The following is a 24497-nucleotide window of genomic DNA, read 5'->3' on the forward strand; positions in this document are numbered from 1 at the left end:
TCTCCCAGATGGTCCTTGGGCTCATGCCCAGCCGTGGTTGTCGATCAGCGCCTTCAGGCGCGCGGTATCAAATTCGGCGTCCAGCGCCGCGGCAGTAGCGTCGGCGGCGGTGGTGTCATCGCCGTCAACGGCGATCGGGTCGGCCTTGCGCCATTGCGCAAGGTAATCGTCGGTGCCCGCCATGCCCGCCTTCATCGCGGCCCGGTCGATGGCCTGTTCGAACCGTTCGGGCAGGGCGCGTTTCACCCCGCGCCGCCCCCGCCCCACAATGACCTGCGCGGGGATATCGCGCCAGTAAACGATGATCACATCTGCCATGAACGACACCCGTTGAACCTGGCCCAGCGGTATCAGACCGCCCGTTGCCGCAAAGGTCGGATTTCGACACAGCGGCCATGTTCCGCGACCTTGTTCGCGGCTGCGGCCGATCATGCGCGCTTGCGTCGCAGAAGTGTCACGCTTAAGTTGGGATCAACTAGCAATGGAGGGCGCAGATGACGCCCAGGCGTTCGAGGCGCACGGCGGCGATCCCGAAAACGGTCGAGCCCGCCGGTGCGTCTCCCGTTTCCAGAGAGCCCTATGCCGCGCTCGATCTGGGGACGAACAGTTGTCGTATGCTGATCGCCCGTGCCGAGGGCGACCAGTTGCGCGTGATCGACAGCTTTTCCAAGGCTGTCCAGTTGGGGGCCGGGCTGGAAGCCTCCGGTGCCCTCTCCCGCATATCCGTCAAACGCACGGTGCAGGCGCTGCGCGTTTGCCGCCGCAAGCTGGAACAGCACGGCGTTACGCGGATGCGGCTGGTGGCCACCGAAGCCTGCCGCCGCGCCCGCAACGGCAATGCCTTCATCAATCAGGTGCGGCGCGAAACCGGACTGACGCTGGATGTCATCACGCCCGAGGAAGAAGCGCGGCTTGCGGTCGTCAGTTGCGGCCCGCTGGTGCAGGAAACTTCGGAGCAGCTCCTGGTGGTGGACATCGGCGGCGGCTCGACCGAACTGGTCTGGATCGACCTGTCGGCAGTACCGGCCGGGGGCCGGTCGGCGGCGATCCTCGCGATGCACAAACAGTCCTTTGCCGATCTCAGCAACGGGGTGCGGGTGGTGGACTGGATCTCGGTGCCGCTGGGAGTGGCGACCCTGCGCGACAAGTTTTCGGATGTGGAAGACGACGCCGGGGCCTTCGCGCTGATGAGCTGGTTCTTCGAGGAACACCTGGCCGATTTTTCGCCCTACACCAAGGATCACACCCGCGCCGGATTCCAGATCGTCGGCACCTCGGGCACGGTGACCACGGTGGCGGCCTCGCATCTGGGGCTGCGCCGCTATGACCGGTCGCTGGTGGATGGGCTGGTGCTGAGTTCCGACCAGATCGACGCGGTGATCCACGACTACCTGCGGCTGGGTCCGGACGGACGGCGCAGCGATCCCCGCATCGGGCGCGACCGGCACACGCTGATCATGCCCGGTGCGGCGATCCTGCAGGCGCTGATGCGGCTGTGGCCCACCGACCGGCTGTCGGTGGCGGACCGGGGCCTGCGCGAGGGGCTGCTTTATGCACAGATGAGCGCAGACGGGCTGTTTTCGCCCAGAGGCCACGAACAGGCCCAAGGCTGAGAGGCAAGACCAATGGTTAAGAATACAAGCGGGCGCGGCATGCGCGACTTGCGGGTGCGGGTCAAGACGGCACGGGGGCGCAAGCTGTCCTCGACGCGCTGGCTGGAGCGGCAGTTGAACGATCCTTACGTCCAGCGGGCGAAGGCCGAGGGCTATCGCGGACGGGCGGCGTTCAAGATCCTGGAACTGGACGACAAGTACCGCTTCCTGGTGCCCGGCGCGCGTGTCGTCGATCTGGGCTGTGCGCCCGGCGGCTGGTGCCAGGTCGCGGTGCGGCGGGTTAATTCGCTGGGTGAGAAACAGGGCAAGAAGGTGGGGCGGGTCATCGGGCTGGACCTGCAAGAGGTCGAACCGATCCCCGGCGCCGAGATCCACGTGCTGGACTTCCTTGCCGATGGTGCCGACGATCTGGTCAAGGACTGGCTGGGCGGGCCTGCGGATGTTGTGATGTCGGATATGGCCGCCGCCAGCTCCGGCCACAAGCAGACCGATCATTTGCGCATCGTGGCCCTGTGCGAAGCCGCCGCCCAACTGGCCTTCGACGTTCTGGAAGAGGGCGGCACCTTTGTCGCCAAGGTGCTGGCCGGTGGCGCGGAAAGCGAGCTTCAGTCCCTGCTGAAAAAGCGTTTCACCAAGGTTGCCAACGTGAAGCCGCCCGCGTCCCGGTCCGACAGTTCCGAGAAATTCGTGGTGGCCACCGGCTTCAAGGGGATGCCGGAACCGGAAGCGGACTAGAGGCTGTCCAGAAATCGCTGCAACTGCGCCCAGCCGCCAGGCCGCCAGCCAAGGGTGCGCAGGGCGGTGCAGTCCATGACGTTAGGGCCGGGCGGAGGCGCGGCAGCAGGCAAGGGGTGTCGCAAACCCTGCCGGGCGGCATAGGCGGCCAGAAGTTCCCGCTGGTCCAGCAGGATGTCCGAGACATTGAAGGTGCGGGCCGCCACGCGCGATGCCGGGGCGGTCAGGCACAGGCGCAGGGCTGCGGCCAGATCGGCGCCATGAACCTCGGTACCCTGTCGCGGCGCGAGGGATTTACCGGCCGTGAAATCAGCGAAAAGATCGGCCCATTTGTGCCAGCCGCCCAATGTCGGGGCGCCATAGACCCCGGTGGCGCGCAGGCTGACCGGGCAAAAGCCGGGCGTGCGCATCCCGACGAAAGCTTGCTCCACCTGCCATTTCATCTGGCCATACAGCGTGTCGGGACGCGGCGGCAGATCCTCGGTCAACAAGGTCGGACGCGGGTAGGCGCCATAGACTGCGCGCGAGGACAGGAAGATCACCCGCCCGATCCCCGCCGCCCGCGCGGCCTGGAACAGCGCAACCGAGCCGTCGTGGTTGCGGGTCAGAAACCCCTGCCGATCATCGCCTTCGCCGCCCCGGTAGCGGCCGGGCAGATGGTCGAAGGCGCAATGGATCAGCGCGTCGGCGGTGGGCAGGTCGGCGGGCGGGGTGGCCAGATCGAAGGGGATCCATCCGGTGCCGCCCTCGGGACGGCGGCGCGACAGAAGGGTGATGTGATCCCCGGCTGCCAGCGCCTCGGTCACGACAAAGCGCCCCAGATAGCCGGTGCCGCCGGTGATCAGCAGACGCATGGGCAGGGCAGATCGGAAAGCTTTGGCACCGGCCCGTCGCTGGCATAGGCGTGCCACAGGTCGATCAGCGGCTTCAGCCTGTCCGCCTTGGGATGCGGTATCTGCCAGGGCTTTTCGTACTGATAATGCAGGATTTTCACGCTGTCCCAGTCCCACAGATCGGGCAGGTTGAACCAGACGTATTGCAACATGTTGTAGGTCACCGGCAGCCCGTGCCAGTCGGGGAAGAAATGCTGCAGGAAGGTCTGGTCGGTCCGCCGCCAGAAGACTTCATCCCGGTCCAGCGCCGCCAACATCGCGGCGAAGGTGTCCTGCGAGGGTTTGGCGGTGAACACGCCCGAATTCATCCGGTGCAAATCCGCAAGGCTCTCATAGACATTGGGGGCGGCGCAGAACTCGGGATAAGCAAACAGCGCGTCGCAATTGGCCAGCATCAGCGTATCCGCGTCCAGAAACACCACATCGGAATAGTCCTCCAGCTGCCATAGGCGCAGCTTGGCGAAATTGTCCAGCGGGGTGTGGAAGCTGGGCTTCTCGCCCTTGGTGAAGGGGGCCACGCCGTGCAGGGCCTTGCGGGCGTGACGGGCATTGAATGCATCCGAGGTTGGCAGAAGTTCGGTGCGCACCAGCCGCACCCCCATGGCCGCCAGCGGGGCCAGATCGGCCTCGGCCACGCCGCCGGTGTGAAGAACCACCAGATCCGCCGTGGTGCCGGTCCGCATGATCGAGCGCATCAGCGCCCTGGCCCCCAGCGCATAATCGGCGTTGGTGACCAGCGTCACAAAGGCCCGATCCGCGCGGGCCGGGCGGTTGGCGTGCAGGCCGGGGGTGCTCACGAGACCGATTTCAGCTTCCGGCCCTCGGGGTCGTCCACCACGCGGGTGGCAATGTCGCGGGTCCAGGCCGAGACGGCGGGCACGCGGCTGCGGTCGATGCGATGGGCGTATTTCTTCGCCACCTCGACCACCTCGCCCAGCAGCCCTTCGGCCAATGTCGTGGGGGTCAGGCCAAGGGCCAGGAACTGGTCGTTCTTCACGATCAGATCGTTCTCGGCGGCTTCCTTGCGCGGGTTTGGCAGATAGGCAACCCGCGCCCCGGTCAAGCGGGCGATCATCTCGGCCAGATCGCGCACGCGGTGGGTTTCGGTCATCTGGTTGAAGATCTTCACCCGGTCGCCCGTTTGCGGCGCATCGCCAAGGGCCAGATCGATGCAGCGCACGCTGTCCTGGATGTGGATGAAGGCGCGGGTCTGACCGCCGGTGCCATGCACGGTCAACGGATAGTCGATGGCGGCCTGAATGAGAAACCGGTTCAGCACGGTGCCATAGTCGCCGTCATAGTCGAACCGGTTGATCAGCTGTGCATGCCGCCGGGTCTGATCGGTATGGGTGCCCCAGACGATGCCCTGATGCAGGTCGGTGATCCGCAGCCCGTCGTTCTGGGCATAGAACTGGAACAGGATCTGATCGAGGCTCTTGGTCATGTGGTAGATCGAGCCGGGGCGGGTGGGATAGAGGATCTCCATCCCTTTCTTCTCGCCGTCAAGATTCTCGATCTCGACATCCAGATAGCCTTCGGGGATGGCCGCGCCGACCGAGGAATAGCCGTAGACGCCCATGGTGCCCAGATGCACCAGATGCGCGTCGATGCCGGTTTCCACCAGTGCGTTCAGCAGGTTGTGGGTGGCCCCGACATTGTTGTTGACGGTGTAACTCTTGTGGCGATCCGTCTTCATCGAATAGGGCGCGGCGCGCTGTTCGGCGAAATGGATCACGGCGTCAGGGCGATGGTCTCGCAGCCAGTCGCACAGGCGGTCGTATTCCCTGGCCAGATCGATCAGGTGGAATTGAAGGGTCTCGCCCGAGACCTCTTTCCAGATCCGGCAACGCTCCTGAATGCTGTCCATGGGGGTCAGCGACTGCACGCCCAGTTCGGTGTCGATCCAGCGGCGCGAGAGGTTGTCGATGATGTGCACCTCGTGCCCCTGATGGGACAGGTGCAGAACCGTGGGCCAGCCGACAAATCCGTCTCCGCCCAGAACCGCGATCTTCATGGGTACGCTCCGTTTCCTTCGGTCACCGGGGCCGGGGTCGCCCCGCGTCTTATCTTGGGCTAGGCGATGATGGCGCCAATGTCGAATGAAACAAATGCGACAGAAGGTGTATCAATTGTGGGTGATTGTTCCCAAGACCGCATAACCGCGAAACATGTGGTGCACGCGGGCAGTCCCGCCGGTGTCGCGCGCCAACCCGGTCAGAACCTGTTCCAGATCGGCGCGGGGGGTGACGTGGAATTTCTCCAGCCAGGCCTGCAAGCCTTTGAAAAACCAACTCGGAAGCTGCCCGGACTGGCCGAAGTCCACCACGTGCAACTGCCCGCCGGGGGCAAGGTGGCGCAGGGATTCGCGCAGGGCGCCTTGCCAGTCGGGGATCATCGACAGCGAATAACTCAACACGATGCGGTCGAATTGCGCCTGGCCAAAGCCTGCGTCGGGGTCGAAGGCGCAGGCATCCGCCTGTATCAATCTGGCGCGCTCGGCCATACCGGCGCGGCTCAGGCTGGCGCGCGCGGTGGTCAGCATTTCGCTGGAAATATCCAGACCGTAAAGCCGGGCCTCGGGATGGCTCCGGCCGATCTTCACCAGATTGCGCCCGGTGCCGCAGGCGACCTCAAGCACCGATCCGCCGGGGGGCACGTCCAGATCGGCGATCAACTGGTCGCGGCCCAGAAGGTAATATTTGCGAGTCACGTCGTAGACATACCGCTGGTAGCGATAGACCTGATCCATCAACTGGTCGTGGCTGTGCGTGCTCATCGGCCTATCCGTCGAACGTGTAAAGATGCACGCCGCCATAGATCGCCGAGCGGTCCTGCTCCCACATCCGGCGCGACAGATCCGGATGATAGGTCCAGCGGTCCAGAAGGGCCGGGGCGACGCGGCCCGGCAGGATGTCCGGGGTGCCGCCGGTGCGGAACAGCACGCGGGCGCCGGGGGTGGCGGTGCGGGTGATCTGGGTCCACAGCGCGTTGAGTTGCGCGTCGGTCATCCAGTCCTGTGCGTCCAGCAGCACATAGGCTTGCTTGCTGGCCTCGGGCAGACCGGCCAGCATGTCGGTGAGCGAGCGGTTGACCACGGTGGCACGGGCCGCGCCCTTGCGCACGGCGTCGAAATGCGCGGCTTCCAGATAGGGTGGAACCGGGCCGGTGCCGTCGTCCTTGTAGCCCCGGTTGAACGCGGCCCAGGCAAAGTAATTCTCCTGGATGGGAAAATCGCACATCAGCTTGCGGGTGCGTTCCTTCAGCACCGGCACGATGTCACCGCCGCCGTCGCGGGCCAGTTTCTCGAACTGCGCGGGGGGGATGCCCAGCCCGAACAGCGCCGCCCGTTGCCGGGCCAGCACGCGCACCGCCTTGTTGGCGAACAGCGGCGCGATCTCGGCGTCGAAGAAGGCGCGCTGCTGGTCCAGCGAGGTCGCGGCCAGAAGCGGCGCATAGTTCACGCCCCCCAGCCGAGACACAGCGTGCATGGCGGCGATGAACCGTCCCAGCGCGCCATGGCGATACAGCCCCCGGCGGAACATGTTGATGCGCCGGCCCAGCAGACCCTGCTTGCTGTCCCACCAGCGGCGGCTTTCGGCATCCAGCACCGGCGCGATGAATTCGCGATAGAGCGCGATGTTACTGTCCTTGTCCGCATGGCCCAGAAAGTCATAGAATGTGCGATGATCGGGCAGGGTTTGTGCGGCGGCCAGTTTCAGCCGCACCAGCGCCACATGCGCCGGCGACAGATCCACCGCCGTGATCGAGGCCGGGCTGGCGGTCAGATAGGACATCAGGTTGCAGCCGCCCGAGGCGATGCAGACGATGTTGTCCTCGGGCCCGAGGTCCAGACCGACCATGTCGGCCACCGGGTCTTCCCAGATCTGGGCATAGACAAGCCCCTGGAACAGTTTCGAGAACACCCGTTCCTGCAATCCGGTGCGGCTGAGCGCAGAATTCTGGTGAACGGCGCCGCCCAACTGCACACGGGCGAGATCGGTTTGCGTCATGGGATGCCTTTCATGGCCGCTCAGGCGGCGGGTTCGGAGTCTTGGGTCTTGTCGTGGGAAAGCGCGCCGCGTTCGGACGCCTTGGCCTTCAGCTTGCGGCGATGGTTGGCCTGGCGGGTCTTGCGGGCCCAGTCGATCAGCTTCAGCGTGCCGTCGGGAAGTTCGACAATGGCGGTGCAGCTTTCCACCCAGTCGCCGCAATTGACGTATTCCACATCGCCGACCTGGGTCAGCTCGGCCTTGTGAATATGGCCGCAGATGATCCCGTCATAGCCGCCGCGCGCGGCCTCATCGGCCAGCACGGATTCGTATTCGCCGATGAAGTTCACCGCGCGCTTGACGGTCTGCTTGGCCCAGTTGGACAGCGACCAGTATTGCCCGCCCCACAACCGCCGCACCCGGTTGAGCCATGTGTTGGCCCCCAGCACGAATTTATAAGCGCGGTCCCCCAGGTGGGCGAGCCATTTAGCGTTCAGCACCACCACGTCGTACTGGTCGCCATGGGTCACCAGAAAGCGCCGCCCGTCGGCGGTCAGATGCTCATGGGTGATCTTGACCTCGATGCCGCCGAAATGGGTGCCCACATAGCTGCGCATGATCTCGTCATGGTTGCCGGGGATGTAGACGATGGGCACCCCGGCATGGGCCTTGGCCAGCAGCGCCTCGATGACGTTGTTGTGCGATTGCGGCCAGTGCCAGCCGCGCCGCAGCCGCCAGCCGTCGAAAATGTCGCCGACCAGAACGATCTTGTCCGCGTCGTGGCTGCGCAGGAAATCCAGCAGCATGTCGGCCTGGCAGCCCCGCGTTCCGAGGTGAATGTCGGACAGGAAAAGCGTGCGATACCGGGGCCGGCGGGAAGGAGCATCGGGCGTCATGGCTCAGCCCATACGCCAAGGATGGTGACGCAACCATGACAAAGGGTGACGCAGGCGGCTCCTTGCCGAAGCATGCCCGGCCGGGTCAGGCGCGCTTGCCGGGCCGGAGCCCGCCACGGGGGCGGCTGCGGGAATAGCGCGACAGCAGCGCCTCGAGCCGGGTGCGTTCGAACGGCTTGGGCAGGAAGGCATCCATGCCGGCGCTGAGATAGCTGTTCTGGTCGCGCACATGCGCCGAACAGCCGATGATCGGCACCTCGCCGATGGGGCCCGCATCGCGGATTTCCTTGGTCGCCTTGATGCCGTCCATATGCGGCATCATCACGTCCATGATGACCAGATCGAACTTCTTGCGCTTGACCGCGTTGACCGCATGCAGCCCGTTCTCGGCGATGGTCACCCGGTGGCCCAACTCGGTCAGCAGATCCTGCATCAGGGCGCGGCTCATGTCGTTGTCTTCGGCCACGAGGATATCCAGCCCGGCGGGACGTGGTTCGGGATCGACGATGGTCGGCACCGATTTGGCCTTGTCTGCGGCCGTGTCGGCGCATTCATACCCGACATCCAGTTCGAAGAAGAAGGTCGAGCCTTCGCCGGGCCGCGATTGCACGCCGACCTTGGCCTCCATCGCGGTGGCGATCTCGTGACAGATCGACAGGCCCAGCCCCCAGCCGGTGGAGGTGTTGGAAAACCCCGAGCCGACCTGCACGAAGGGGCGGAACAGCTGCGCCACCTGGTCTTCGGTCATGCCAGGACCGGTGTCGTCGACCTCGAAGCGGATGGTCATGCGGTCGCCGTCACGGGCGACCTCTTCGACCGACAGGGTGATGCGGCCTTCACGGGTGTATTTCACCGCGTTGGCCAGATAGTTGTTCAGCACCTGCTGGATGCGCGAGCGGTCCGAGATAATCCGGGCGGGCAGGCCCTGATCCTTGGCGATCCGCATCCGCAGACCCTTTTCGTTGGCGCCGGTCTGCCACCAGTCGGCGATCTGCGCCAGGAAACAGTCCAGATCGAAGATCTCGCGCGCGACCTTCAACTGTCCGGTTTCGATCTGGCTGAGATCCAGCAGGTCGTTGAGCATCTTCATCAGGGTGCTGCCCGCACTCTGGATCGCGTCGACATGGCTTTGGCGGCGGTCGTCCAGCCCCGACATCTTCAGCAGTTGGGTGAAGCCGAGAATGGCATTCATCGGCGTGCGGATCTCGTGGCTCATGGCGGCCAGGAAACGGGACTTGGCCTTGCTGGCCTCTTCGGCCTCGGCGATGGCGGCGCGCAGGGCGGCCTGGGTCGCGCGGGCCTCGGAGTTGTCGTACATCACCGCCAGCGCCCGCTTGATGCGGCCATCGGTGCCCATATGCGCCTTGGCCGACAGCACCACAGGCAGGGCGGTGCCGTCCTTGCGCCGGAATTCATACTCGGCCCCGTCCATGGTGCCGCGGGCGCGAAATTCCTGCTCGACCTGCGCCAGCGCCTTGGCCTGGCTGTCCGGCGTCAGGAAATCGAACGAGGGTTTGCCGATCATCTCGTCGGCGGCATAGCCCAGGGCTTCGGCCATGAACTCGCTGACCCGCACGACGCGCCAGTCGGCGTCGACGGAAATCATGTAGATGGGGGCCTGATCGAAGAATGCGTCGAAGGCTGCGTCCGAATTGCCGGTCCACTGGTTCAACAAGACACGCTTCATTTCCACTCCCGCACCGGCGACGGTGGCTGCCCGCAAACGGACCCGTCGCGTCCGCTACTATGCCGGGACTGCGGCAAGTTGTCCAGAAGCGGAGCGCCCGACCTTAGTCGCGCACGCCCGAGAACCGCGCTTGCCAATCCTCGCGATCCTCGTCCGCGATCTTGGCGAACAGGACCTCGGGCACGGTGAAGGCATGGCCGGGCTGCATCCGGTCCAGTGCCTTGCGCACATCCTCGGGCCAGGGGCTGTCGCCCAGGGCCATCGCCTCGGTCAGCTTGGCGCTGGCGTCGGGGATGAAGGGCGCCGACAAGGCCGCGTAGAGCCCGATCAGGTTCAGCGCCAGACGGACCACAGCGGCGGCAGCCTCGGGGTCGGTCTTGAACTGCGCCCAGGGGGCGGCGTCCTGCAGGTATTCGTTGCCCAGCACCCAGATCGCCCGCAATTCGGCGGCGGCCTTGCGGATCTCGATGGCGTCCATGTGGTCTTGGTAGGCGGCGACGCGGGTTTCCAGCGCCGCGATCAGCGCTTCTTCGCGGTCGCCATAGGTGCCGCCGGCAGGCACTTCCTCGCCGAATTTCGACCGGCAGAACTTGGTGATCCGGCTGACGAAATTGCCCAGAACATCGGCCAGATCCTTGTTCACGCTGGTCTGGAAATTCTCCCAGGTGAATTCGCTGTCGGAGTTTTCCGGCGCATGGCTGAGCAGCCACCAGCGCCAGTAGTCGCTGGGCAGGATGTCCAGCGCCTGATCCATGAACACGCCGCGCCCCTGGCTGGTCGAGAACTGACCACCATCGTAGTTCAGGTAGTTGAAGGACTTGATGTAATCCACCAGCTTCCACGGATCGCCCGAGCCCTTGATCGTCGCCGGGAAGCTGAGCGTGTGGAACGGCACGTTGTCCTTGCCCATGAACTGCACATAGCGCACGTCGTCGGCACCCTTGTCGGTGCGCCACCAGCGTTCCCAGTCGACCTCGGTCTTGCCGTTGGCCTCGGCCCATTCGGCGCTGGCCGCGATATATTCGATGGGGGCGTCGAACCAGACGTAGAAAACCTTGCCTTCCATGCCGGGCCAGTCGGCCTCGCCGCGTTTGACCGGCACGCCCCAATCCAGATCGCGGGTGATGCCGCGATCCTGCAGGCCGTCGCCGTCGTGCAGCCATTTCTTGGCGATCGAGGTGGTCAGCACCGGCCAATCGGTCTTGGAGGAGATCCAGGCGTCCAGATCATCCTTCAGGGCGGACTGGCGCAGGTACAGATGCTTGGTCTCGCGCACTTCAAGGTCGGTCGAGCCGGAAATGGCCGAGCGCGGGTCGATCAGGTCGGTGGGATCCAGCTGCTTGGTGCAATTCTCGCACTGGTCGCCGCGCGCCTTGTCATAGCCGCAGTTGGGGCAGGTTCCCTCGATATAGCGGTCGGGCAGGAAGCGGCCATCGGCGTGGGAATAGACCTGACGCTCGCTGACTTCCTCGATCAGCCCGTTGTCGGCCAGCCGGCCCGCGAAATACTGGGTCAGCTTGTGGTTCTGCGGGCTGGAGGAGCGTCCGAAGTGATCGAAAGACAGGCGGAACCCTTCGGCCAGCGCCGATTGGGTCTTGTGCATCGCGGCGCAATATTCGGCCACCGGTTGGCCGGCCTTGGCGGCGGCCAGTTCGGCGGGGGTGCCGTGTTCGTCGGTGGCGCAAAGGAACATGACTTCGTTGCCGCGGGCACGCTGGTAGCGGGCATAGAGATCGGCCGGCAACTGGCTGCCCACCAGATTGCCCAGATGCTTGATCCCATTGATATAGGGGATCGCCGAAGTGATCAGAATTCGTGCCATTGGTCGCTGTCCCATCTGCTGCCGTTGCCCGACCGCGCCCGTGTAACGCAGCTTTGCGGCAAGGGCCAGATGGCGTGGAGGGTCAGGGCGCCTCGATCCGCGCAAGGATGCGCAACCCGACCACATCGCCGACCAGATCGCTGTAGCCGGATGCCCCGAAATCGCTGCGCCGGATCTGGCCGGTCAGCAGCACCGACAGTCGGCTCAGGTCGCCCGCTCCGGTGCCGCGCTGGCGATAGATCTGCGCGTCCAGCACCAGCGGGCGGGTGACGCCGCGCAGGGTGACATCGCCGGTGATCCGCGCGCCGCCCGTAAGGGCCGTGACCCTGCGCGAGACGAAGCGGATGATGGGAAAGCGGGCGGTGTCCAGTACTTGCGGCGATTTCAGCGCCTGCGTGACGAAGCCGACGTTGGTGCGGCTGCGGGCGGCGTCCAGTTCGACCACCGCGCGCGAGTTGGCCACCCGGTCGAAATCCAGCCGCAGATCGGCGCGGACGACCGGCATGGTGCCGGTGCCGGGGGTGCCGCCCAGCGAGTAGGTGAATTCCACCGTCGAGTTGGAGGTATCCAGCGCATAGTCGCGCGGCTCGGCCAGCAGCGGACCAAGGGGGAGCAGGATCAGAAGGACAAGCAGGCGGGTCAGTCGGGACATGCATCAGTGGTAGCGCAGAACCGGGCCGCGTCGGGGAAACTTTTTCGTGTCACGGCGCGTGGTTGCGTGGCCGTGAGGCCGGGCCGCTACATCAGCGCCGCGGCGGCGGTGGGCAGATGGTCCAGCTGCCAGCGGGCCGGCGGGGCGGTGCGGGCGCGCAACCGCTCCAGCCGCCAGCCCAGCCGATCGGCGGTATGGGTCGGGGTCAGCGACCAGCGGCTTTCCACCCCGCCCGCGCCGCCCGCGCCGGGCGTCAGGATCAGCCCCAGCGGCGCGCGGCCCCGTGCCTCGGCCCCCGCTTCGGCGGCCAGATGCAGGCGGCGCACCGGGGTCAGCGGCGGCGGGCCGGGCAGTTCCGCCACCGCCAGCGCCACCGCGCCCGAGCGCAGGCTTTCCTCAAGGCACCACAGCAGATCCTCGGCCCGCTTGGCCTGCACGAAGATCAGCCGCCCCGGCAGACCGGCCACGCCGATGCCTTCGGGATTGAGCTGTTCGGCCTGCCATTCGGGGCGGATCCAGATCACCGGCCCTTCGGTGCGCGCCGCCACCTCCAGCGCCAGGCTGCGCCGGGCCGGGCCGCAGATCTCATGGGCGCGGCCGGGCATCAGCGCCATCTCTCCGATCACCGGCAAAAGCGGGACGGGGCGATGCGGCGCGCGGTGCAGGCGAAGATGTTCCATGCCGTCAATTTAGAGTGTTCTTTATATGTTCTCAAGTCCGCCGTGCAGATCCCGGTCAAAATCCGGTCCGGGGGCCTTGGGTTCTTGTTTCCCGGACGCGCCCGGACTACCTGCCTGTGAGCGTTAACGAGGGGACAGACATGAAAATGAATCCGTTGGGCCGCACCGAGACGATGGTCTCCGATCTTTGCCTTGGCAGCATGACTTGGGGCACGCAGACCCCCGAAGCCGATGCCCACACCCAGATCGACATGGCGCTGGACCACGGCATCAACTTCATCGACACCGCCGAAGCCTATCCGGTCAATCCAATGCGGGCCGAGACCGCCGGCCTTACCGAAACGGTCATCGGCAACTGGATCGCCACGAGCGGCCGCCGCGACGAGGTGGTTCTGGCCACCAAGATCGCCGGTGCCGGCGGCATCTGCCACGAGGGCGCGCCGATCTCGTCCAAGCTGGTGGACAAGGCGCTGAAGGACTCGCTGGCGCGGCTGCAGACCGACCATGTGGACCTGTACCAGTTGCACTGGCCCAACCGCGGCTCTTACGCCTTCCGCCAGAACTGGACCTTCGACCCGTCAGGTCAGGATCGCGCCCAGACGCTGGCGCATATGGAAGACACGCTGGGCGCGCTGAAGTCGCATGTGGAGGCCGGACGCATCCGCCACGTGGGCCTGTCCAACGAATCCGCCTGGGGCACGATGATGTGGCTGGAAGCGGCCCAATCCATCGGCGCGCCGCGCATGGTGTCGATCCAGAACGAATATTCGCTGCTGTTCCGCCTGTTCGACACCGATCTGGCCGAGGTTACCGCGAACGAGCAGGTCGGCCTGCTGTCCTATTCGCCGTTGGCCTGCGGGATGCTGACGGGCAAATACCGGGACGGCGCCTGTCCCGAAGGCTCGCGCCTTGCGGTGGGCACCAACAAGCTGGGCGGGCGGTTCACCGACCGCGCGCAGGAGGCGGTGGAAATCTATGCCGCATTGGCCAGCGACCATGGTCTTGATCTGGCCCATATGTCGCTGGCGTTCTGCCGCGCCCGGCCGTTCATGACCTCGACCATTTTCGGGGCCACCTCGGCGGCGCAACTGGCGCACATTCTGGCCGGGATCGAGGTCAGCCTGCCGGACGAGGCGCTGACGGCGATCAATGACGCGCACCGCAGCGTCCCGATGCCCTATTGAGACGGTCCCTGTTCCTGCCCTTTCAGGCGCAGGAACAGGGTTTCCTCGTCATCGTTGTTGAAGAAGGGCACGCTCTCGGGCGGGGCGTTCCGCGCGACCAGCGCGGCTACTTCGGCCAGCACCACCTCGGTGATGAAGGGCAGATCGAAGCCGCGGGCCTGCCGCAGCGGGATCCATTGCAGGTTCGACAATTCGTCCGAGGCCCGGCTGAAGTCATCCGGGTCGCTGGCCAGCCCCTCGGCCGGGGCCAGGAAAAACCGCGCATCGAAACGCCGGGGCCGTCCCGGCGGGGTGATGGCGCGAAAGATGAACCGCAGGGCGCTGGCGTCGGGCAGATGGCCGGTGGCGGCAAAATCCCTCCAGTCGTCCGGTGCAGGCATGGGCCAGTCACCGGGGGTGCCCAGAATCAGCCCGGTTTCCTCCCAGATCTCGCGGATGGCGGCGGTCAGAAGCGCATGAGGCAGGGCCGGGGCGCTGTCTTCCGCCAGCCGGGACCGGCACAGGGCGTTGGGCTGACCGGCCAGCGGGATGTCGGCGTCGCCCGCATCCACGGCGCCACCCGGAAACACGAACTTGTTGGGCATGAAGGCCGCCCGCGCGCCGCGCTGGCCCATCAGGATCTCGGGCGCGGCCGGGTTGCGATACAGGATCACCGTGGCCGCATCGCGGATCTTGGTCTTGTCCAAGGCCGGTCCCTCCGCGCCTAGGCTTCGCTGGGCACGGCACCGAACCCATGCATCCGCCGCGCCCATTGCACGCCCACCACCAGCCCCTTCATCCGGGGCAGCAGGAACAGCGACAGCGCCACGCAGGCCACGGACAACACCGAGGCCATCATCAGTGGCGACGGCCGCAACTGCACGAACATGACGTGGATCAGCACCGCCAGGATGTGGCCCACCACCAGGATGGTCAGATAGGCCGGCCCGTCGTCGGCGCGCTGGTGGGACAGATCCTCGCCGCATTCGGCGCAGCGATCGACCACCTTCAGATAGCCGTGGAACAGCTTGCCCTTGCCGCAATTGGGGCAACGGCACATCAGTCCGCGCCGGATCGCGCGTCCGGTGTTGCGCTCTGTCTGGCTCTCGGCGGGCATGGCGGGATCCTTGTTACATTCCGGTTTTCGCAAGTTTCGCACGATAGGTCCGGCCTGTGCTGCCCTGAATGTGGTGCATTGTCCCGCCGCGCCCAAGAAAAAAAATTTCAGCCCCGGCGACGGAACCGCCGGGCTGGCCCGTTTCAGAGATGCATACCGGGCGCAACACCGGCCCGGTCGAACCCAAAGGACGACGACAATGAAAAAGACAACAGCAGTGCTGGCCCTGACCGCTCTTGTGGCTTTGCCGATGGCGGCAGCGCCGGTTCTGGCGAAAGGCGGCAAGGGCCCCGAGGTGACCTTCGAGACGCTGGATCTGAACGGCGACGGCGGCATCACGGTGGAAGAACTGACCGGCCAGCGCGCCGCGCGGTTCACCGCGGCGGATGCCAATGGCGACGGGGTTCTGAGCGTCGAAGAGATGCAGGCCGCGGCCGAGGCCGAATTCCAGCAGCGCATGGGTGCCCGGATGGAGCAGATGATCGCGCGGCTCGATGCCAATGGCGATGGCGCGATCTCGCTTGAGGAATTCGAGGCTGTCGGCGGCAAGAAGGCCGACCGTGGCGCCCGGATGATCGACAAGCTGGATGCCAATGACGATGGCGTCGTCGATGCCGAGGAATTCGCGGCCCACAGCGGCAAGCGGGACGGCAAGGGGCCGCGCGGCAAGCACGGTCACGGTCAGGAAAATGGCGGTTTCTGGCGCTAACGCCCTGACAAGCCCGGGCCCGGCCGCTAAACCGGTCGGGCCTGTTGCCAGAGTAACGGACACGCATGACCCGTATGGCCTTCGATGCCGGATCCCGAGACGAAGACGCCATCCTGTTGGCCCGTTACGCAACGGGCGACCGGGTGGCGGCGCGCGAATTGGTGGAGCGCCTGTCGCCGTCGGCCCTGGCCGTGGCGCAGCGGATGCTGGGCAGTCGCGGCGATGCCGAGGACGTGGTGCAAGAGGCACTGCTACGGCTGTGGAAAATCGCGCCGGACTGGGAAAGCGGCCGGGCGCGGGTGTCGACATGGCTCTACCGCGTGGTGCTGAACCTGTGTACCGACCGGCTGCGCAAGCATCGGCCCGCGCAGATGCCCGAGGGCTGGGATGCGGAAGACGACGCGCCCGCCGCCGTCGAGGCCTTGCAGGCCAAGGCGCGCATGGCGGCGCTGGACCGGGCGCTGCTGGCGCTGCCGGACCGTCAGCGTCAAGCGGTGATCCTGCGCGAGATCCAGGGGCTTGCGAACCCGGAGATTGCCGGGATCATGGAGATCTCGGTCGAGGCCGTGGAAAGCCTTGCCGCCCGCGGGCGCCGGGGATTGAAAGCCGCGCTGAGCGGCAAACGCGAGGAATTGGGGTATGCCGATGACTGACCGACAGGACCGGTTTTCCGATGTCGCGCTGGACGATCTGTTCGCCAGCGCGCGCCAGGACGCGGCAGCCCCCGTGCCCGATCCCTTCCTGGAACGCTGCATGGGCGATGCGCTGGAGGTTCTGGACGACCGGCTGGCCGCAAAGCTGGCCCCGCCCAAAGCGCGCTGGCGGCCTTTCGCGCGGCTGGTCCCGATGCTTGGCCGCATTGCCGTGCCGACGGGCCTGACCGCCTCGGCGCTGGTCGGGGTCTGGTTGGGCGGCTGGGCCGAGAACACCGGCTTGCTGACCGGGGACGCGGTTGTCAGCAGCGTGATGTCCAGCGACCTGACCTATCGGATCCCCGAGATCGTCTCGCTGTGGGGAGGATACTGAACCCATGCCAAAATTGCGTCATCTGCCGTGGCTGAAGATCGTTCTGACAGCCTCGCTGGCCCTGAACCTGCTGGTGGCGGGGCTGGTGTTCGGGGCGGTCACCAGCCGCGAGGAGTCCCGCCGCGCCCTGCCGCTGGAGCGGGAGCGGGCGCAGGTCGCCCTGCTGGCCGTCTTGCCGCGCGATCACCGGGACGCGGTGCGCGCGGCGCTGAAATCCGGGAGCGAGGCGCGCTCGGACGGGCGCGAACAGTCCCGCGCCGACCAGGCCGCTTTCGTGGCCGCCCTGCGTCAGCCTGAAGTGTCCGCCGAGGAAATCGTGGCCCTGCTGCAGGCGCAGCGGTTGCGGCGGTCGCAGGGGGCGGAGCAATTCGAGGTGATTCTGGCGCAGGAAATCGCGCGCATGTCACCCGAGGCGCGGGCGGATTATGCCAGACGGCTGGAGCGGGTACGCCGCTGGGATCGCGACGATCACCACGACAAACCCTCGAAGGATCGCTTCCACTAGACTCAGGCCGCGTATCCGGTGGCGGCCACGACCGTATCGCGCCCGTCCGCCTTGGCGGAATAAAGCGCCTTGTCGGCCTGTGCCAGAACCACGTCCATCGGGTTCATCGCCGTGACCGCGTCTTCGGTCAGTTCGGCCACCCCGGTGCTGATGGTCACGCGGATCGGCGCCGCCGAGGCGGAGGGCACCGTCACCGGCGTGCGGCGGATCAATTCGCCGATACGGTCTGCCAATTGGTGTGCGCCCGCGCGATCGGTGCCGGGCAGGGCAAGGATGAATTCCTCCCCGCCGCTGCGGATCAGCAGGTCTTGCGGCCGGATCGCCTCGGTCAACCGGTGGGCCACTTCGACCAGCACCGCGTCGCCGGCGGAATGGCCGAAGGTGTCGTTGATGTCCTTGAAGCGGTCCATGTCCATGGCCAGAATCGACAGCGGCGTGCGGCTTTCCAGCGCGGCGATGCACAGCCGTTCCAGACGGGGGAAGGCAAAGCGGCGGTTGTAGAGCCCGGTCAGCGGGTCGCGGGCGGCCAGCCGCAGACCGGTCTGCACGAAGTCGCGCAACTGATCGATCCGCTGTTTCTGGGTCATCTGGGCCTGAATGCGCACCGCCAGGTTGTGGGCGTCAAAGCCGTTCAGAAGCACGTCGTCGGCGCCAAGATCCAGCGCCATGGCGGCGGTGCCGAACTGGCCGTTGCTGTCATCGGTCACCACGACGACACGCCCGTCCCGCGCCACCGTGCGGCTGCGCAGGTCCGAAAGCAGTGACAGGCTTTCCCCTTGCCGCAGGTCTTCTGCGGCCAAAACGATTACGGCGGGGCTTTCGCCTTGCGGTATCGCCAGCAGCGCCTTGTCGGGATGATCGGCCGTGATCCGATGCCCGCGCAGCAGCGGGCGCAGTTTTTCCGCCCAGCTTTCGGCCCGGCCCGGCCGTTTCGCCAGGATCTGGATGTGATGCGCGGCCAGAAACGCGCCGCCGGTTTCCGACATCCCCAGGTCATGCAGCCCGCGCGCCTGGTGCAAAGCCTCGGCATGGGCGCGCATGTGGCGTTGGCAGCGGCGCAGGCTGGCCAGCAAAAGTGCGCTGTCCACCGGTTTCGGCAGAACAACGACGGCGCCGGCCTTCACCGCATCGACCTGGAATTCCGGGCATGGCGCACTTGCAGTCATCAGCACCGCCGGGGCCGCGCCTTCGCGGCGTTTCGTGACCTCGCGGCAAATTGCAAGTGTGGCGGCGGGATCGTCGTCGCTGTCCAGCAGCAGAAGATCGATGGACTGCCCGCGCAGGGCCGGGAACACCGCGTCCCGGGTTTCGACGGTCTGCACGTCGTAGCATGCCGCGGCAAGCTTGCAGCGCAGCACGATGCGGTTCACCGCCACGCTGTCATGGATCAGAATGCGTCCGGTCATGATAGAGCTTTCCCGCAACCCTGTGGATACCGTAACTCTTCGGCAGGAACGGTTAAGAAAGAATTGAACACATGAGAATGACGCCCATGACACGCGACGCTGCGCAGGTTGTTGCCTTGCAGGCGGTCGGCTTCCTGGCAGCCACCGATGATCTGGTCTCGGTTTTCATGGGGGCCACCGGCATCGCCCGAGAAGATCTGATTGCAGGGATCGAAACGCCCGAAGTGCAGGCGGCGGTTCTGGATTTCGTGCTGATGGATGACCAATGGGTGCTGGCCTTTGCCAAGGAAACCGGGCAGCCGCCCGAGGCCATCGCGCTGGCCCGCGCCTCCTTGCCGGGAGGCGAGGATCGGCATTGGACCTGAGTTCGCGGGCGCTCGCGAACACGGGGGAATTGTCAGCTTCGCGTTGATCCGGCATAGTGCCCGCCACCGGGGAGGACACCGATGAGGCAAATCAAAGCGATCCTTTTTGACAAGGACGGCACCTTGTTCGACTTCAACAAGACCTGGGCAAACTGGTCGCGGAAGTTCCTGATGCACCTGGCCGCCGAGGATCTGACGCGCGCGCGCATTCTGGGCGACGCGGTGGGGTTCGACATTGCCGCCGGGATGTTCCGCAAGGACAGCATCTTGGTCAGCGCCACGCCGCATGACATCACCGATGCGCTGCTGCCGCATCTGCCTGGGGCCACAAAATCCAACATCCTGCGGCTGATGTCGCGGATGACGGCCGAGGTGCCTCAGGCCGAGGCCACACCGCTGGAGCCGTTGTTGTCGGAACTGGTCGGGCGCGGGCTTGTCCTGGGGGTGGTCACCAATGATTCCCTCGCGCCGACCCGTCGGCACTTGCAGGAGGTTGGCGTGGAGGAGGCCTTTGCCATGGTGCTGGCGTCGGATTCCGGCTTCCCGGCCAAGCCCGCGCCGGACATGTTGCTGGCCTTTTCTGAAACTTTGGGAATCGATCCCGCGGAAATCGTGATGATCGGCGACAGTTCCCACGATCTGGTGGCCGCGCGCGCCGCCGGCATGCGCTCCATCGCGGTTCTGACCGGCATTGCCGGGCGCGCGCAGCTGGAGCCTCTGGCCGACGCGGTTCTGCCCAGTCTGGCGGGCCTTCCCAACTGGCTGGACCAGCGCTGTCCGACGCGCAGCGCCGCGTAACGCCCTGCCGCCGTTGGCGGTTTGTTAAACCTTGGCCGCTACCCCGAAGTCTGAATGGATGGAGGGCGGCTATGCATGGACTGATCAACCGTGCGATTCAGTGTTTTGTGCGCGATACCTGCGGGCCCGACGCCTGGGAACGGCTGGCCCGCGTTGCCGAGCTTCCGCCATCGGGGTTCGAGGCGATGTTCGTCTACGATGACCAGATCACCGAACGCATGCTCGATGCCGCCGTGCTGCTGCTGGCCAAGCCCCGCGATGTGCTGCTTGAGGATGTGGGCACCTACCTGGTCTCCAACCCCAATGTAGAACCCCTGCGGCGGCTGCTGCGATTTGGCGGCGAGACGTTTCTGGAATTTCTGCAGACCGTGGATGATCTGCCGCGCCGGGCGCAATTGGCCCTTCCGGATCTGGAGCTTCCGGCGATCGAGGTGATCGGGGTCGAAGAAGATACCTTTCGCATCGGCTGCCGCTGGGCGCACGCCGGATTTGGCCATGTCCTTGTGGGCATGCTGCGGACGCTGGCCGATGACTATGGCGCGCTGGTGCTGCTGGATCACCACGGCTGCGAAGATCGGGTCGAAACCGTGACTGTGCAGGTGCTACGCGAAGGATTCGCGGTCGGCCGGCCGTTTCAACTGGCCTCCGAAGGGCGCGCATCGTGACGCCGCCGGTGATTCTGGGGGCCGGCGACGGCGATGCACTGATGCCGCTGCACATGCGGCTGTCGCCCTGTGGCACGATCCTGCACACCGGGCCGACGCTGGCCAAGCTGCGCAAGGGCAGCACGCTGGTGGGCCGGAAGCTTTTCGATGTCTTTCGACTGCGCCGTCCGCATCTGACCGGCGCATCGCCGCAACTGGCGCGGCTGATCCGGCAACGGCTGCAAGTGCAGTTCCGCGAACCGCCGGAAACCTCGCTGAACGGGCTGATGGTGACCGATGCAACCGGCGAATCGCTGCTGGTGAATTTCTCTTTCGGAACAGGGTTGGTCGACGCCATCCGCGACTATGACCTGCACCTGCCGGATTTCGCCGCCACCGATCCCTCGATCGAAATGCTCTACCTGATCGAGGCCAATGCCACGGTTCTGGACGAATGGCGCCGCCTGAACTTGCGGCTGCAGTCTGCCAAGATGGAGGCCGAGAAACAGGCCTATACAGACACGCTGACCGGCCTGCGCAACCGGCGCGCACTGGATCACGTCCTGGGACGGTTGGTCGACGCGGGGGAGCCGTTCGGCGTCATCCATCTGGACCTGGATTTCTTCAAGCAAGTCAACGACACGCTGGGCCATGCGGCTGGCGACCACGTGTTGCAGGTGGCGGCCAAGGTCATGGTGCAGACTACGCGGGCGCAGGACACGCTGATCCGTGCCGGGGGCGATGAATTCGTGATCCTGCTGCCGGGCACCGTGGATCATGGCCATCTTCTGCGCCTGGCCGAACGGCTGATTGAACGGCTGGAGGTGCCGATCCCCTTCGGCGATGATCTCTGCCGCATCTCGGGCAGCGCCGGGATCACGGTCTGCCACGGCGGCGGCAAACCTGCCGACGCGGTGTTGCAAGAAGCGGATGAGGCGCTTTACGCCTCGAAGGCGCGCGGTCGCGGATGCGCCACGATGTACCGCGCCGTCAAAGGCGCCAAGGTGGCGCCTTTCGAGCGGAAGCCCGCAAAGGGCGACGACGGTCCCACCACTGCGGCCAGTGGGTAACGCCGCCTTTACCCATCGCCGGGCAGTCAGGTCCGGATCAGGGGGCGGGAACCGGCGAGGCGGGTTCAGGCGGAAATCGGACCCCGTGCCAGCGCGGCCACGCCGGTGCGCGCGATCTCGACCAGACCCAGCGGACGCATCAGGTCGGCGAAAGCATCGACTTTCTCGGGCGTGCCGGTGATTTCGAAAACGAAGCTGCGCAACGACGTATCGACGACGCTGGCCCGGAAAATATCGGCAACGCGCAGCGCCTCGACCCGGCGCTCGCCCTCGCTTTCAACCTTGACCAGGGCCAGTTCACGTTCGACGGCCGCCCCTTCCACGGTCAGATCATGCACATCATGCACCGGCACCATGCGCGCCAGCTGGGCCTTGATCTGCTCGATCACTTGCGGGGTGCCGACGGTGACGATGGTGATCCGCGAGCGATGCCCGGTGTGGTCGATCTCGGCCACGGTCAGGCTTTCGATGTTATAGCCGCGCCCGGAAAACAGGCCGATCACACGGGCCAGAACACCGGCTTCGTTGTCGACCACCACGGCCAGGGTGTGACGCTCGATGGTCTCGCCCAGATGACTGCGCAGGTCATAGGCAGAGTGCTTCGAAGTGCCCTTCTTGATGTGTAGCGGAGACACGTGACGTTCCTTTCTGTGTCGAACCCGCGCGGCGGACATGCGTTGCGCCGCGCGGGTGGGGGCAATGCCCCCGAAAACTGTGTTGCCGAAAGCCGCCTTGGCCGCGGATCCGGGTCAGACCAGAACCGCCCCCGAGGACCCGATGGCGTCGGCCACCGCCGCGTCGCCCAGCAGCATCGAGTTGTGCGGCTCGCCCGACGGGATCATCGGGAAGCAGTTCTCGTGCTTTTCGACAAGGCAATCGAAAATCACCGGCCCGTCGTAGTCGAGCATTTCCATGATCGCATCATCCAGGTCGGCCGGGTCCTTGCACAGAATGCCCTTGGCACCGAAAGCCTCGGCCAGCTTCACGAAATCGGGCAGCGCTTCCGACCACGAATGGCTGTAGCGCTCGCCATGCAGCAGTTGCTGCCACTGGCGCACCATGCCCAGACGTTCGTTGTTCAGGATGAACTGCTTGACCGGCAGCCGGAACTGCGCGGCGGTGCCCATCTCCTGCATGTTCATCAGCCAGCTGGCCTCGCCGGCCACGTTGATGACCAGAGCCTCCGGATGCGCCACCTGCACCCCGATCGAGGCCGGCATGCCATAGCCCATGGTGCCCAGTCCGCCCGAGGTCATCCAGCGATTCGGATCCTCGAAGTTCAGGTACTGCGCGGCCCACATCTGGTGCTGGCCGACCTCGGTGCAGATGTAGCGATCCTTGCCCTTGGTCAGTTCTTCCAGTCGTTGCAGCGCGTACTGCGGCTTGATGATCTTCTCCGAGCCCTTGTAGGCGAGGCAGTTGACCGTCTTCCATTCCGCGATCTGTTTCCACCATTTGGCCAGCGCCTCGCGGTTGACCTTGCGGCCGCGGGCCTTCCAGACCTTCAGCACGTCTTCCAGCACATGGCCGACGTCGCCGATGATCGGTACATCGGCGTGGATGACCTTGTTGATCGAGGACGGATCGATGTCGATATGCGCCTTCTTCGACTTGGGGCTGAAATCCTGCACCCGGCCGGTGATCCGGTCGTCGAAACGCGCGCCGATGTTGATCATCACGTCACAGCCGTGCATGGCCAGATTGGCCTCGTACAGGCCGTGCATGCCCAGCATCCCCAGCCAGCAATCGCCCGACGCCGGATATGCCCCCAAACCCATCAGAGTCGAGGTGATCGGAAAGCCCGTTGCCGCCACCAGTTCACGCAGCAGTTGCGACGCCGCGGGGCCAGAGTTGATGACCCCGCCGCCGGTGTAGAAGATCGGCCGCTTGGCGGTTTCGATCAGCGCGACCAGCTTGGTGATCTGATCCAGATCGCCCTTCACGCGGGGCTGGTAGTGCTGGGTCTTGGCCTTGTTGATCGGTGTGTACTGGGACGAGGCGAACTGCACATCCTTGGGAATATCGACCAGAACCGGCCCCGGGCGTCCGTTCATGGCGACATGGAAGGCCTGGTGGATGACGTTCGACAGATCCTGCGTGTCCTTCACCAGCCAGTTGTGCTTGGTGCAGGGCCGGGTGATGCCGACGGTATCGGCTTCCTGGAAGGCATCATTGCCGATCATGAAGGTCGGCACCTGGCCCGACAGGACCACGATCGGGATCGAATCCATCAGCGCGTCGGTCAGCCCGGTCACCGCATTGGTGGCGCCCGGTCCCGAGGTCACCAGCGCGACGCCCGGCTTGCCGGTCGAGCGCGCATAGCCTTCGGCGGCATGAACCGCGCCCTGCTCGTGTCGCACCAGGATGTGCTTGATGTCGTTCTGCTGGAAGATCTCGTCATAGATCGGAAGCACGGCGCCGCCCGGATAGCCGAAGACCACGTCCACGCCCTGTTCCTTCAGGGCCTGAACCACCATTTTCGCGCCGCTCATCTGGGTCATCGCTTTGCTCCGTGCTTTCGTCTTGCGATCTGTTCTGTCGACATAAAAAAACCCCCGGTTTCGTCGGGGGCGCATGGGATCATATTGTGGTGCCGTTACCGGCCCATGCGCCATTTTCCAACTTCTACTACAAGAATTTTCACGTCTTGGACTCCTGTTCTGGGCGCTGACATTATGACCGGCCTGAAAGGGCGTCAACCGCTAATCTGGGCATTTTCGTTGCGCC

The 24497-nt window shown here is 65.5% G+C and carries 27 protein-coding genes; 11 read left to right on the forward strand and 16 right to left on the reverse strand.

Annotated elements, in window-relative coordinates:
- Positions 1-21: 21 nt before the first annotated feature.
- The gene (locus tag AB0T83_RS01625; protein WP_366190975.1) at positions 22-318 is read right to left on the reverse strand and encodes a virulence factor; all 297 of its coding nucleotides are present in this window, start codon (positions 316-318) and stop codon (positions 22-24) included.
- Positions 319-494: 176 nt separating this feature from the next.
- Between AB0T83_RS01625 and AB0T83_RS01630 the strand changes: the two genes are divergently transcribed.
- Positions 495-1613 carry a Ppx/GppA phosphatase family protein gene (locus AB0T83_RS01630; protein WP_366190977.1) on the forward strand — a complete coding sequence of 373 codons (1119 nt, stop codon included), beginning with the start codon at positions 495-497 and terminating at the stop codon, positions 1611-1613.
- Between the two features lie 12 nt (positions 1614-1625).
- Positions 1626-2348, forward strand: coding sequence for an RlmE family RNA methyltransferase (locus AB0T83_RS01635; protein ID WP_366190979.1), 723 nt, complete (start codon positions 1626-1628; stop codon positions 2346-2348).
- On the opposite strand, the gene AB0T83_RS01640 is transcribed toward AB0T83_RS01635, so the two are convergent.
- The 10 genes from AB0T83_RS01640 to AB0T83_RS01685 all read right to left on the reverse strand — a co-directional run bounded on the left by AB0T83_RS01640 (position 2345) and on the right by AB0T83_RS01685 (position 12967).
- Positions 2345-3202 (reverse strand): NAD-dependent epimerase/dehydratase family protein, encoded by an 858-nt coding sequence (locus AB0T83_RS01640; protein ID WP_366190981.1) that lies wholly within the window; start codon positions 3200-3202, stop codon positions 2345-2347. The genes AB0T83_RS01635 and AB0T83_RS01640 overlap by 4 nt on opposite strands.
- Complete coding sequence (locus AB0T83_RS01645) at positions 3190-4038, reverse strand: glycosyltransferase (RefSeq protein WP_366190983.1); 849 nt, start codon at positions 4036-4038, stop codon at positions 3190-3192. Before AB0T83_RS01645 ends, AB0T83_RS01640 begins: the two co-directional genes overlap by 13 nt.
- Complete coding sequence (locus tag AB0T83_RS01650; RefSeq protein ID WP_366190984.1) at positions 4035-5255, reverse strand: NAD-dependent epimerase/dehydratase family protein; 1221 nt, start codon at positions 5253-5255, stop codon at positions 4035-4037. Before AB0T83_RS01650 ends, AB0T83_RS01645 begins: the two co-directional genes overlap by 4 nt.
- Positions 5256-5366: 111 nt before the next feature.
- On the reverse strand, positions 5367-6017 hold the full coding sequence (locus AB0T83_RS01655) for a class I SAM-dependent methyltransferase (protein ID WP_366190986.1): 651 nt from the start codon (positions 6015-6017) through the stop codon (positions 5367-5369).
- Positions 6018-6021: 4 nt separating this feature from the next.
- Positions 6022-7251 carry a BtaA family protein gene (locus AB0T83_RS01660; protein WP_366190987.1) on the reverse strand — a complete coding sequence of 410 codons (1230 nt, stop codon included), beginning with the start codon at positions 7249-7251 and terminating at the stop codon, positions 6022-6024.
- Between the two features lie 20 nt (positions 7252-7271).
- Entirely contained in the window at positions 7272-8126 is an 855-nt protein-coding gene (locus AB0T83_RS01665) for a UDP-2,3-diacylglucosamine diphosphatase (protein WP_366190989.1), read from the reverse strand.
- Between the two features lie 85 nt (positions 8127-8211).
- Positions 8212-9813 (reverse strand): PAS domain-containing hybrid sensor histidine kinase/response regulator, encoded by a 1602-nt coding sequence (locus AB0T83_RS01670; protein WP_366190990.1) that lies wholly within the window; start codon positions 9811-9813, stop codon positions 8212-8214.
- Between the two features lie 103 nt (positions 9814-9916).
- Positions 9917-11635, reverse strand: coding sequence for a methionine--tRNA ligase (metG, locus tag AB0T83_RS01675; RefSeq protein ID WP_366190991.1), 1719 nt, complete (start codon positions 11633-11635; stop codon positions 9917-9919).
- Positions 11636-11717: 82 nt separating this feature from the next.
- Complete coding sequence (locus AB0T83_RS01680) at positions 11718-12287, reverse strand: YceI family protein (protein ID WP_366190992.1); 570 nt, start codon at positions 12285-12287, stop codon at positions 11718-11720.
- A gap of 86 nt (positions 12288-12373) precedes the next feature.
- Positions 12374-12967, reverse strand: a complete 594-nt coding sequence (locus AB0T83_RS01685) for an ImuA family protein (RefSeq protein ID WP_366190994.1) — start codon at positions 12965-12967, stop codon at positions 12374-12376.
- Between the two features lie 140 nt (positions 12968-13107).
- Between AB0T83_RS01685 and AB0T83_RS01690 the strand changes: the two genes are divergently transcribed.
- Positions 13108-14151 carry an aldo/keto reductase gene (locus AB0T83_RS01690; protein WP_366190995.1) on the forward strand — a complete coding sequence of 348 codons (1044 nt, stop codon included), beginning with the start codon at positions 13108-13110 and terminating at the stop codon, positions 14149-14151.
- On the opposite strand, the gene AB0T83_RS01695 is transcribed toward AB0T83_RS01690, so the two are convergent.
- Both AB0T83_RS01695 and AB0T83_RS01700 read right to left on the reverse strand, forming a co-directional pair.
- Positions 14145-14837 carry an NUDIX hydrolase gene (locus tag AB0T83_RS01695; RefSeq protein WP_366190997.1) on the reverse strand — a complete coding sequence of 231 codons (693 nt, stop codon included), beginning with the start codon at positions 14835-14837 and terminating at the stop codon, positions 14145-14147. The two genes, AB0T83_RS01690 and AB0T83_RS01695, sit on opposite strands and share 7 nt — an antisense overlap.
- A 17-nt stretch (positions 14838-14854) precedes the next feature.
- Positions 14855-15247 (reverse strand): DUF983 domain-containing protein, encoded by a 393-nt coding sequence (locus AB0T83_RS01700; protein WP_366190999.1) that lies wholly within the window; start codon positions 15245-15247, stop codon positions 14855-14857.
- 199 nt (positions 15248-15446) lie between these two features.
- Here AB0T83_RS01700 and AB0T83_RS01705 point away from each other — a divergent pair, with 199 nt between their 5' ends.
- From AB0T83_RS01705 to AB0T83_RS01720, 4 genes are all read left to right on the forward strand, one after another.
- Positions 15447-15956 carry an EF-hand domain-containing protein gene (locus tag AB0T83_RS01705; RefSeq protein ID WP_366191000.1) on the forward strand — a complete coding sequence of 170 codons (510 nt, stop codon included), beginning with the start codon at positions 15447-15449 and terminating at the stop codon, positions 15954-15956.
- 65 nt (positions 15957-16021) lie between these two features.
- A complete protein-coding gene (locus AB0T83_RS01710; RefSeq protein ID WP_435891130.1) occupies positions 16022-16609 on the forward strand; it encodes an RNA polymerase sigma factor in 588 nt (195 codons plus the stop codon).
- A complete protein-coding gene (locus AB0T83_RS01715) occupies positions 16602-16982 on the forward strand; it encodes a hypothetical protein (RefSeq protein WP_366191001.1) in 381 nt (126 codons plus the stop codon). Before AB0T83_RS01710 ends, AB0T83_RS01715 begins: the two co-directional genes overlap by 8 nt.
- 4 nt (positions 16983-16986) lie before the next feature.
- Positions 16987-17487: a periplasmic heavy metal sensor gene (locus tag AB0T83_RS01720; protein WP_366191003.1), complete on the forward strand. Its 501-nt coding sequence runs from the start codon at positions 16987-16989 to the stop codon at positions 17485-17487.
- Positions 17488-17489: 2 nt separating this feature from the next.
- Here the strand turns inward: AB0T83_RS01720 and AB0T83_RS01725 are convergent, their stop codons facing one another.
- Entirely contained in the window at positions 17490-18893 is a 1404-nt protein-coding gene (locus AB0T83_RS01725; protein ID WP_366191004.1) for a diguanylate cyclase, read from the reverse strand.
- Positions 18894-18979: 86 nt separating this feature from the next.
- Between AB0T83_RS01725 and AB0T83_RS01730 the strand changes: the two genes are divergently transcribed.
- From AB0T83_RS01730 to AB0T83_RS01745, 4 genes are all read left to right on the forward strand, one after another.
- Complete coding sequence (locus AB0T83_RS01730; RefSeq protein ID WP_366191005.1) at positions 18980-19258, forward strand: DUF3572 domain-containing protein; 279 nt, start codon at positions 18980-18982, stop codon at positions 19256-19258.
- 81 nt (positions 19259-19339) lie between these two features.
- Complete coding sequence (locus AB0T83_RS01735) at positions 19340-20056, forward strand: HAD family hydrolase (protein ID WP_366191006.1); 717 nt, start codon at positions 19340-19342, stop codon at positions 20054-20056.
- Positions 20057-20127: 71 nt separating this feature from the next.
- Positions 20128-20721 (forward strand): heme NO-binding domain-containing protein, encoded by a 594-nt coding sequence (locus tag AB0T83_RS01740; RefSeq protein WP_366191007.1) that lies wholly within the window; start codon positions 20128-20130, stop codon positions 20719-20721.
- Positions 20718-21770, forward strand: a complete 1053-nt coding sequence (locus AB0T83_RS01745; RefSeq protein WP_366191008.1) for a GGDEF domain-containing protein — start codon at positions 20718-20720, stop codon at positions 21768-21770. The genes AB0T83_RS01740 and AB0T83_RS01745 overlap by 4 nt, the downstream gene beginning before the upstream one ends.
- A 65-nt stretch (positions 21771-21835) precedes the next feature.
- On the opposite strand, the gene ilvN is transcribed toward AB0T83_RS01745, so the two are convergent.
- Together ilvN and AB0T83_RS01755 are read right to left on the reverse strand one after the other, a co-directional pair.
- Positions 21836-22405, reverse strand: a complete 570-nt coding sequence (gene ilvN, locus AB0T83_RS01750) for an acetolactate synthase small subunit (RefSeq protein ID WP_366191009.1) — start codon at positions 22403-22405, stop codon at positions 21836-21838.
- A gap of 114 nt (positions 22406-22519) precedes the next feature.
- Positions 22520-24271, reverse strand: a complete 1752-nt coding sequence (locus tag AB0T83_RS01755; RefSeq protein ID WP_366191011.1) for an acetolactate synthase 3 large subunit — start codon at positions 24269-24271, stop codon at positions 22520-22522.
- Between the last annotated feature and the right edge of the window lie 226 nt (positions 24272-24497).

The organism is Meridianimarinicoccus marinus, assembly GCF_040689105.1.
Lineage (GTDB): Bacteria > Pseudomonadota > Alphaproteobacteria > Rhodobacterales > Rhodobacteraceae > Meridianimarinicoccus > Meridianimarinicoccus marinus.

Excerpts from the sequence above, each read along its gene's own strand:
- AB0T83_RS01730 (WP_366191005.1), top strand. The coding sequence starts at position 18,980 with ATGACACGCGACGCTGCGCAGGTTGTTGCCTTGCAGGCGGTCGGCTTC.
- AB0T83_RS01670 (WP_366190990.1), bottom strand. The coding sequence starts at position 9,813 with ATGAAGCGTGTCTTGTTGAACCAGTGGACCGGCAATTCGGACGCAGCC.
- AB0T83_RS01685 (WP_366190994.1), bottom strand. The coding sequence starts at position 12,967 with ATGGAACATCTTCGCCTGCACCGCGCGCCGCATCGCCCCGTCCCGCTT.
- AB0T83_RS01625 (WP_366190975.1), bottom strand. The coding sequence starts at position 318 with ATGGCAGATGTGATCATCGTTTACTGGCGCGATATCCCCGCGCAGGTC.
- AB0T83_RS01660 (WP_366190987.1), bottom strand. The coding sequence starts at position 7,251 with ATGACGCAAACCGATCTCGCCCGTGTGCAGTTGGGCGGCGCCGTTCAC.
- metG (WP_366190991.1), bottom strand. The coding sequence starts at position 11,635 with ATGGCACGAATTCTGATCACTTCGGCGATCCCCTATATCAATGGGATC.
- AB0T83_RS01690 (WP_366190995.1), top strand. The coding sequence starts at position 13,108 with ATGAAAATGAATCCGTTGGGCCGCACCGAGACGATGGTCTCCGATCTT.
- AB0T83_RS01715 (WP_366191001.1), top strand. The coding sequence starts at position 16,602 with ATGACTGACCGACAGGACCGGTTTTCCGATGTCGCGCTGGACGATCTG.
- AB0T83_RS01720 (WP_366191003.1), top strand. The coding sequence starts at position 16,987 with ATGCCAAAATTGCGTCATCTGCCGTGGCTGAAGATCGTTCTGACAGCC.
- AB0T83_RS01735 (WP_366191006.1), top strand. The coding sequence starts at position 19,340 with ATGAGGCAAATCAAAGCGATCCTTTTTGACAAGGACGGCACCTTGTTC.
- AB0T83_RS01680 (WP_366190992.1), bottom strand. The coding sequence starts at position 12,287 with ATGTCCCGACTGACCCGCCTGCTTGTCCTTCTGATCCTGCTCCCCCTT.
- AB0T83_RS01755 (WP_366191011.1), bottom strand. The coding sequence starts at position 24,271 with ATGACCCAGATGAGCGGCGCGAAAATGGTGGTTCAGGCCCTGAAGGAA.
- AB0T83_RS01640 (WP_366190981.1), bottom strand. The coding sequence starts at position 3,202 with ATGCGTCTGCTGATCACCGGCGGCACCGGCTATCTGGGGCGCTTTGTC.
- AB0T83_RS01650 (WP_366190984.1), bottom strand. The coding sequence starts at position 5,255 with ATGAAGATCGCGGTTCTGGGCGGAGACGGATTTGTCGGCTGGCCCACG.
- AB0T83_RS01700 (WP_366190999.1), bottom strand. The coding sequence starts at position 15,247 with ATGCCCGCCGAGAGCCAGACAGAGCGCAACACCGGACGCGCGATCCGG.
- AB0T83_RS01725 (WP_366191004.1), bottom strand. The coding sequence starts at position 18,893 with ATGACCGGACGCATTCTGATCCATGACAGCGTGGCGGTGAACCGCATC.
- AB0T83_RS01665 (WP_366190989.1), bottom strand. The coding sequence starts at position 8,126 with ATGACGCCCGATGCTCCTTCCCGCCGGCCCCGGTATCGCACGCTTTTC.
- AB0T83_RS01630 (WP_366190977.1), top strand. The coding sequence starts at position 495 with ATGACGCCCAGGCGTTCGAGGCGCACGGCGGCGATCCCGAAAACGGTC.
- AB0T83_RS01710 (WP_435891130.1), top strand. The coding sequence starts at position 16,022 with ATGACCCGTATGGCCTTCGATGCCGGATCCCGAGACGAAGACGCCATC.
- AB0T83_RS01655 (WP_366190986.1), bottom strand. The coding sequence starts at position 6,017 with ATGAGCACGCACAGCCACGACCAGTTGATGGATCAGGTCTATCGCTAC.
- AB0T83_RS01740 (WP_366191007.1), top strand. The coding sequence starts at position 20,128 with ATGCATGGACTGATCAACCGTGCGATTCAGTGTTTTGTGCGCGATACC.
- AB0T83_RS01635 (WP_366190979.1), top strand. The coding sequence starts at position 1,626 with ATGGTTAAGAATACAAGCGGGCGCGGCATGCGCGACTTGCGGGTGCGG.
- AB0T83_RS01705 (WP_366191000.1), top strand. The coding sequence starts at position 15,447 with ATGAAAAAGACAACAGCAGTGCTGGCCCTGACCGCTCTTGTGGCTTTG.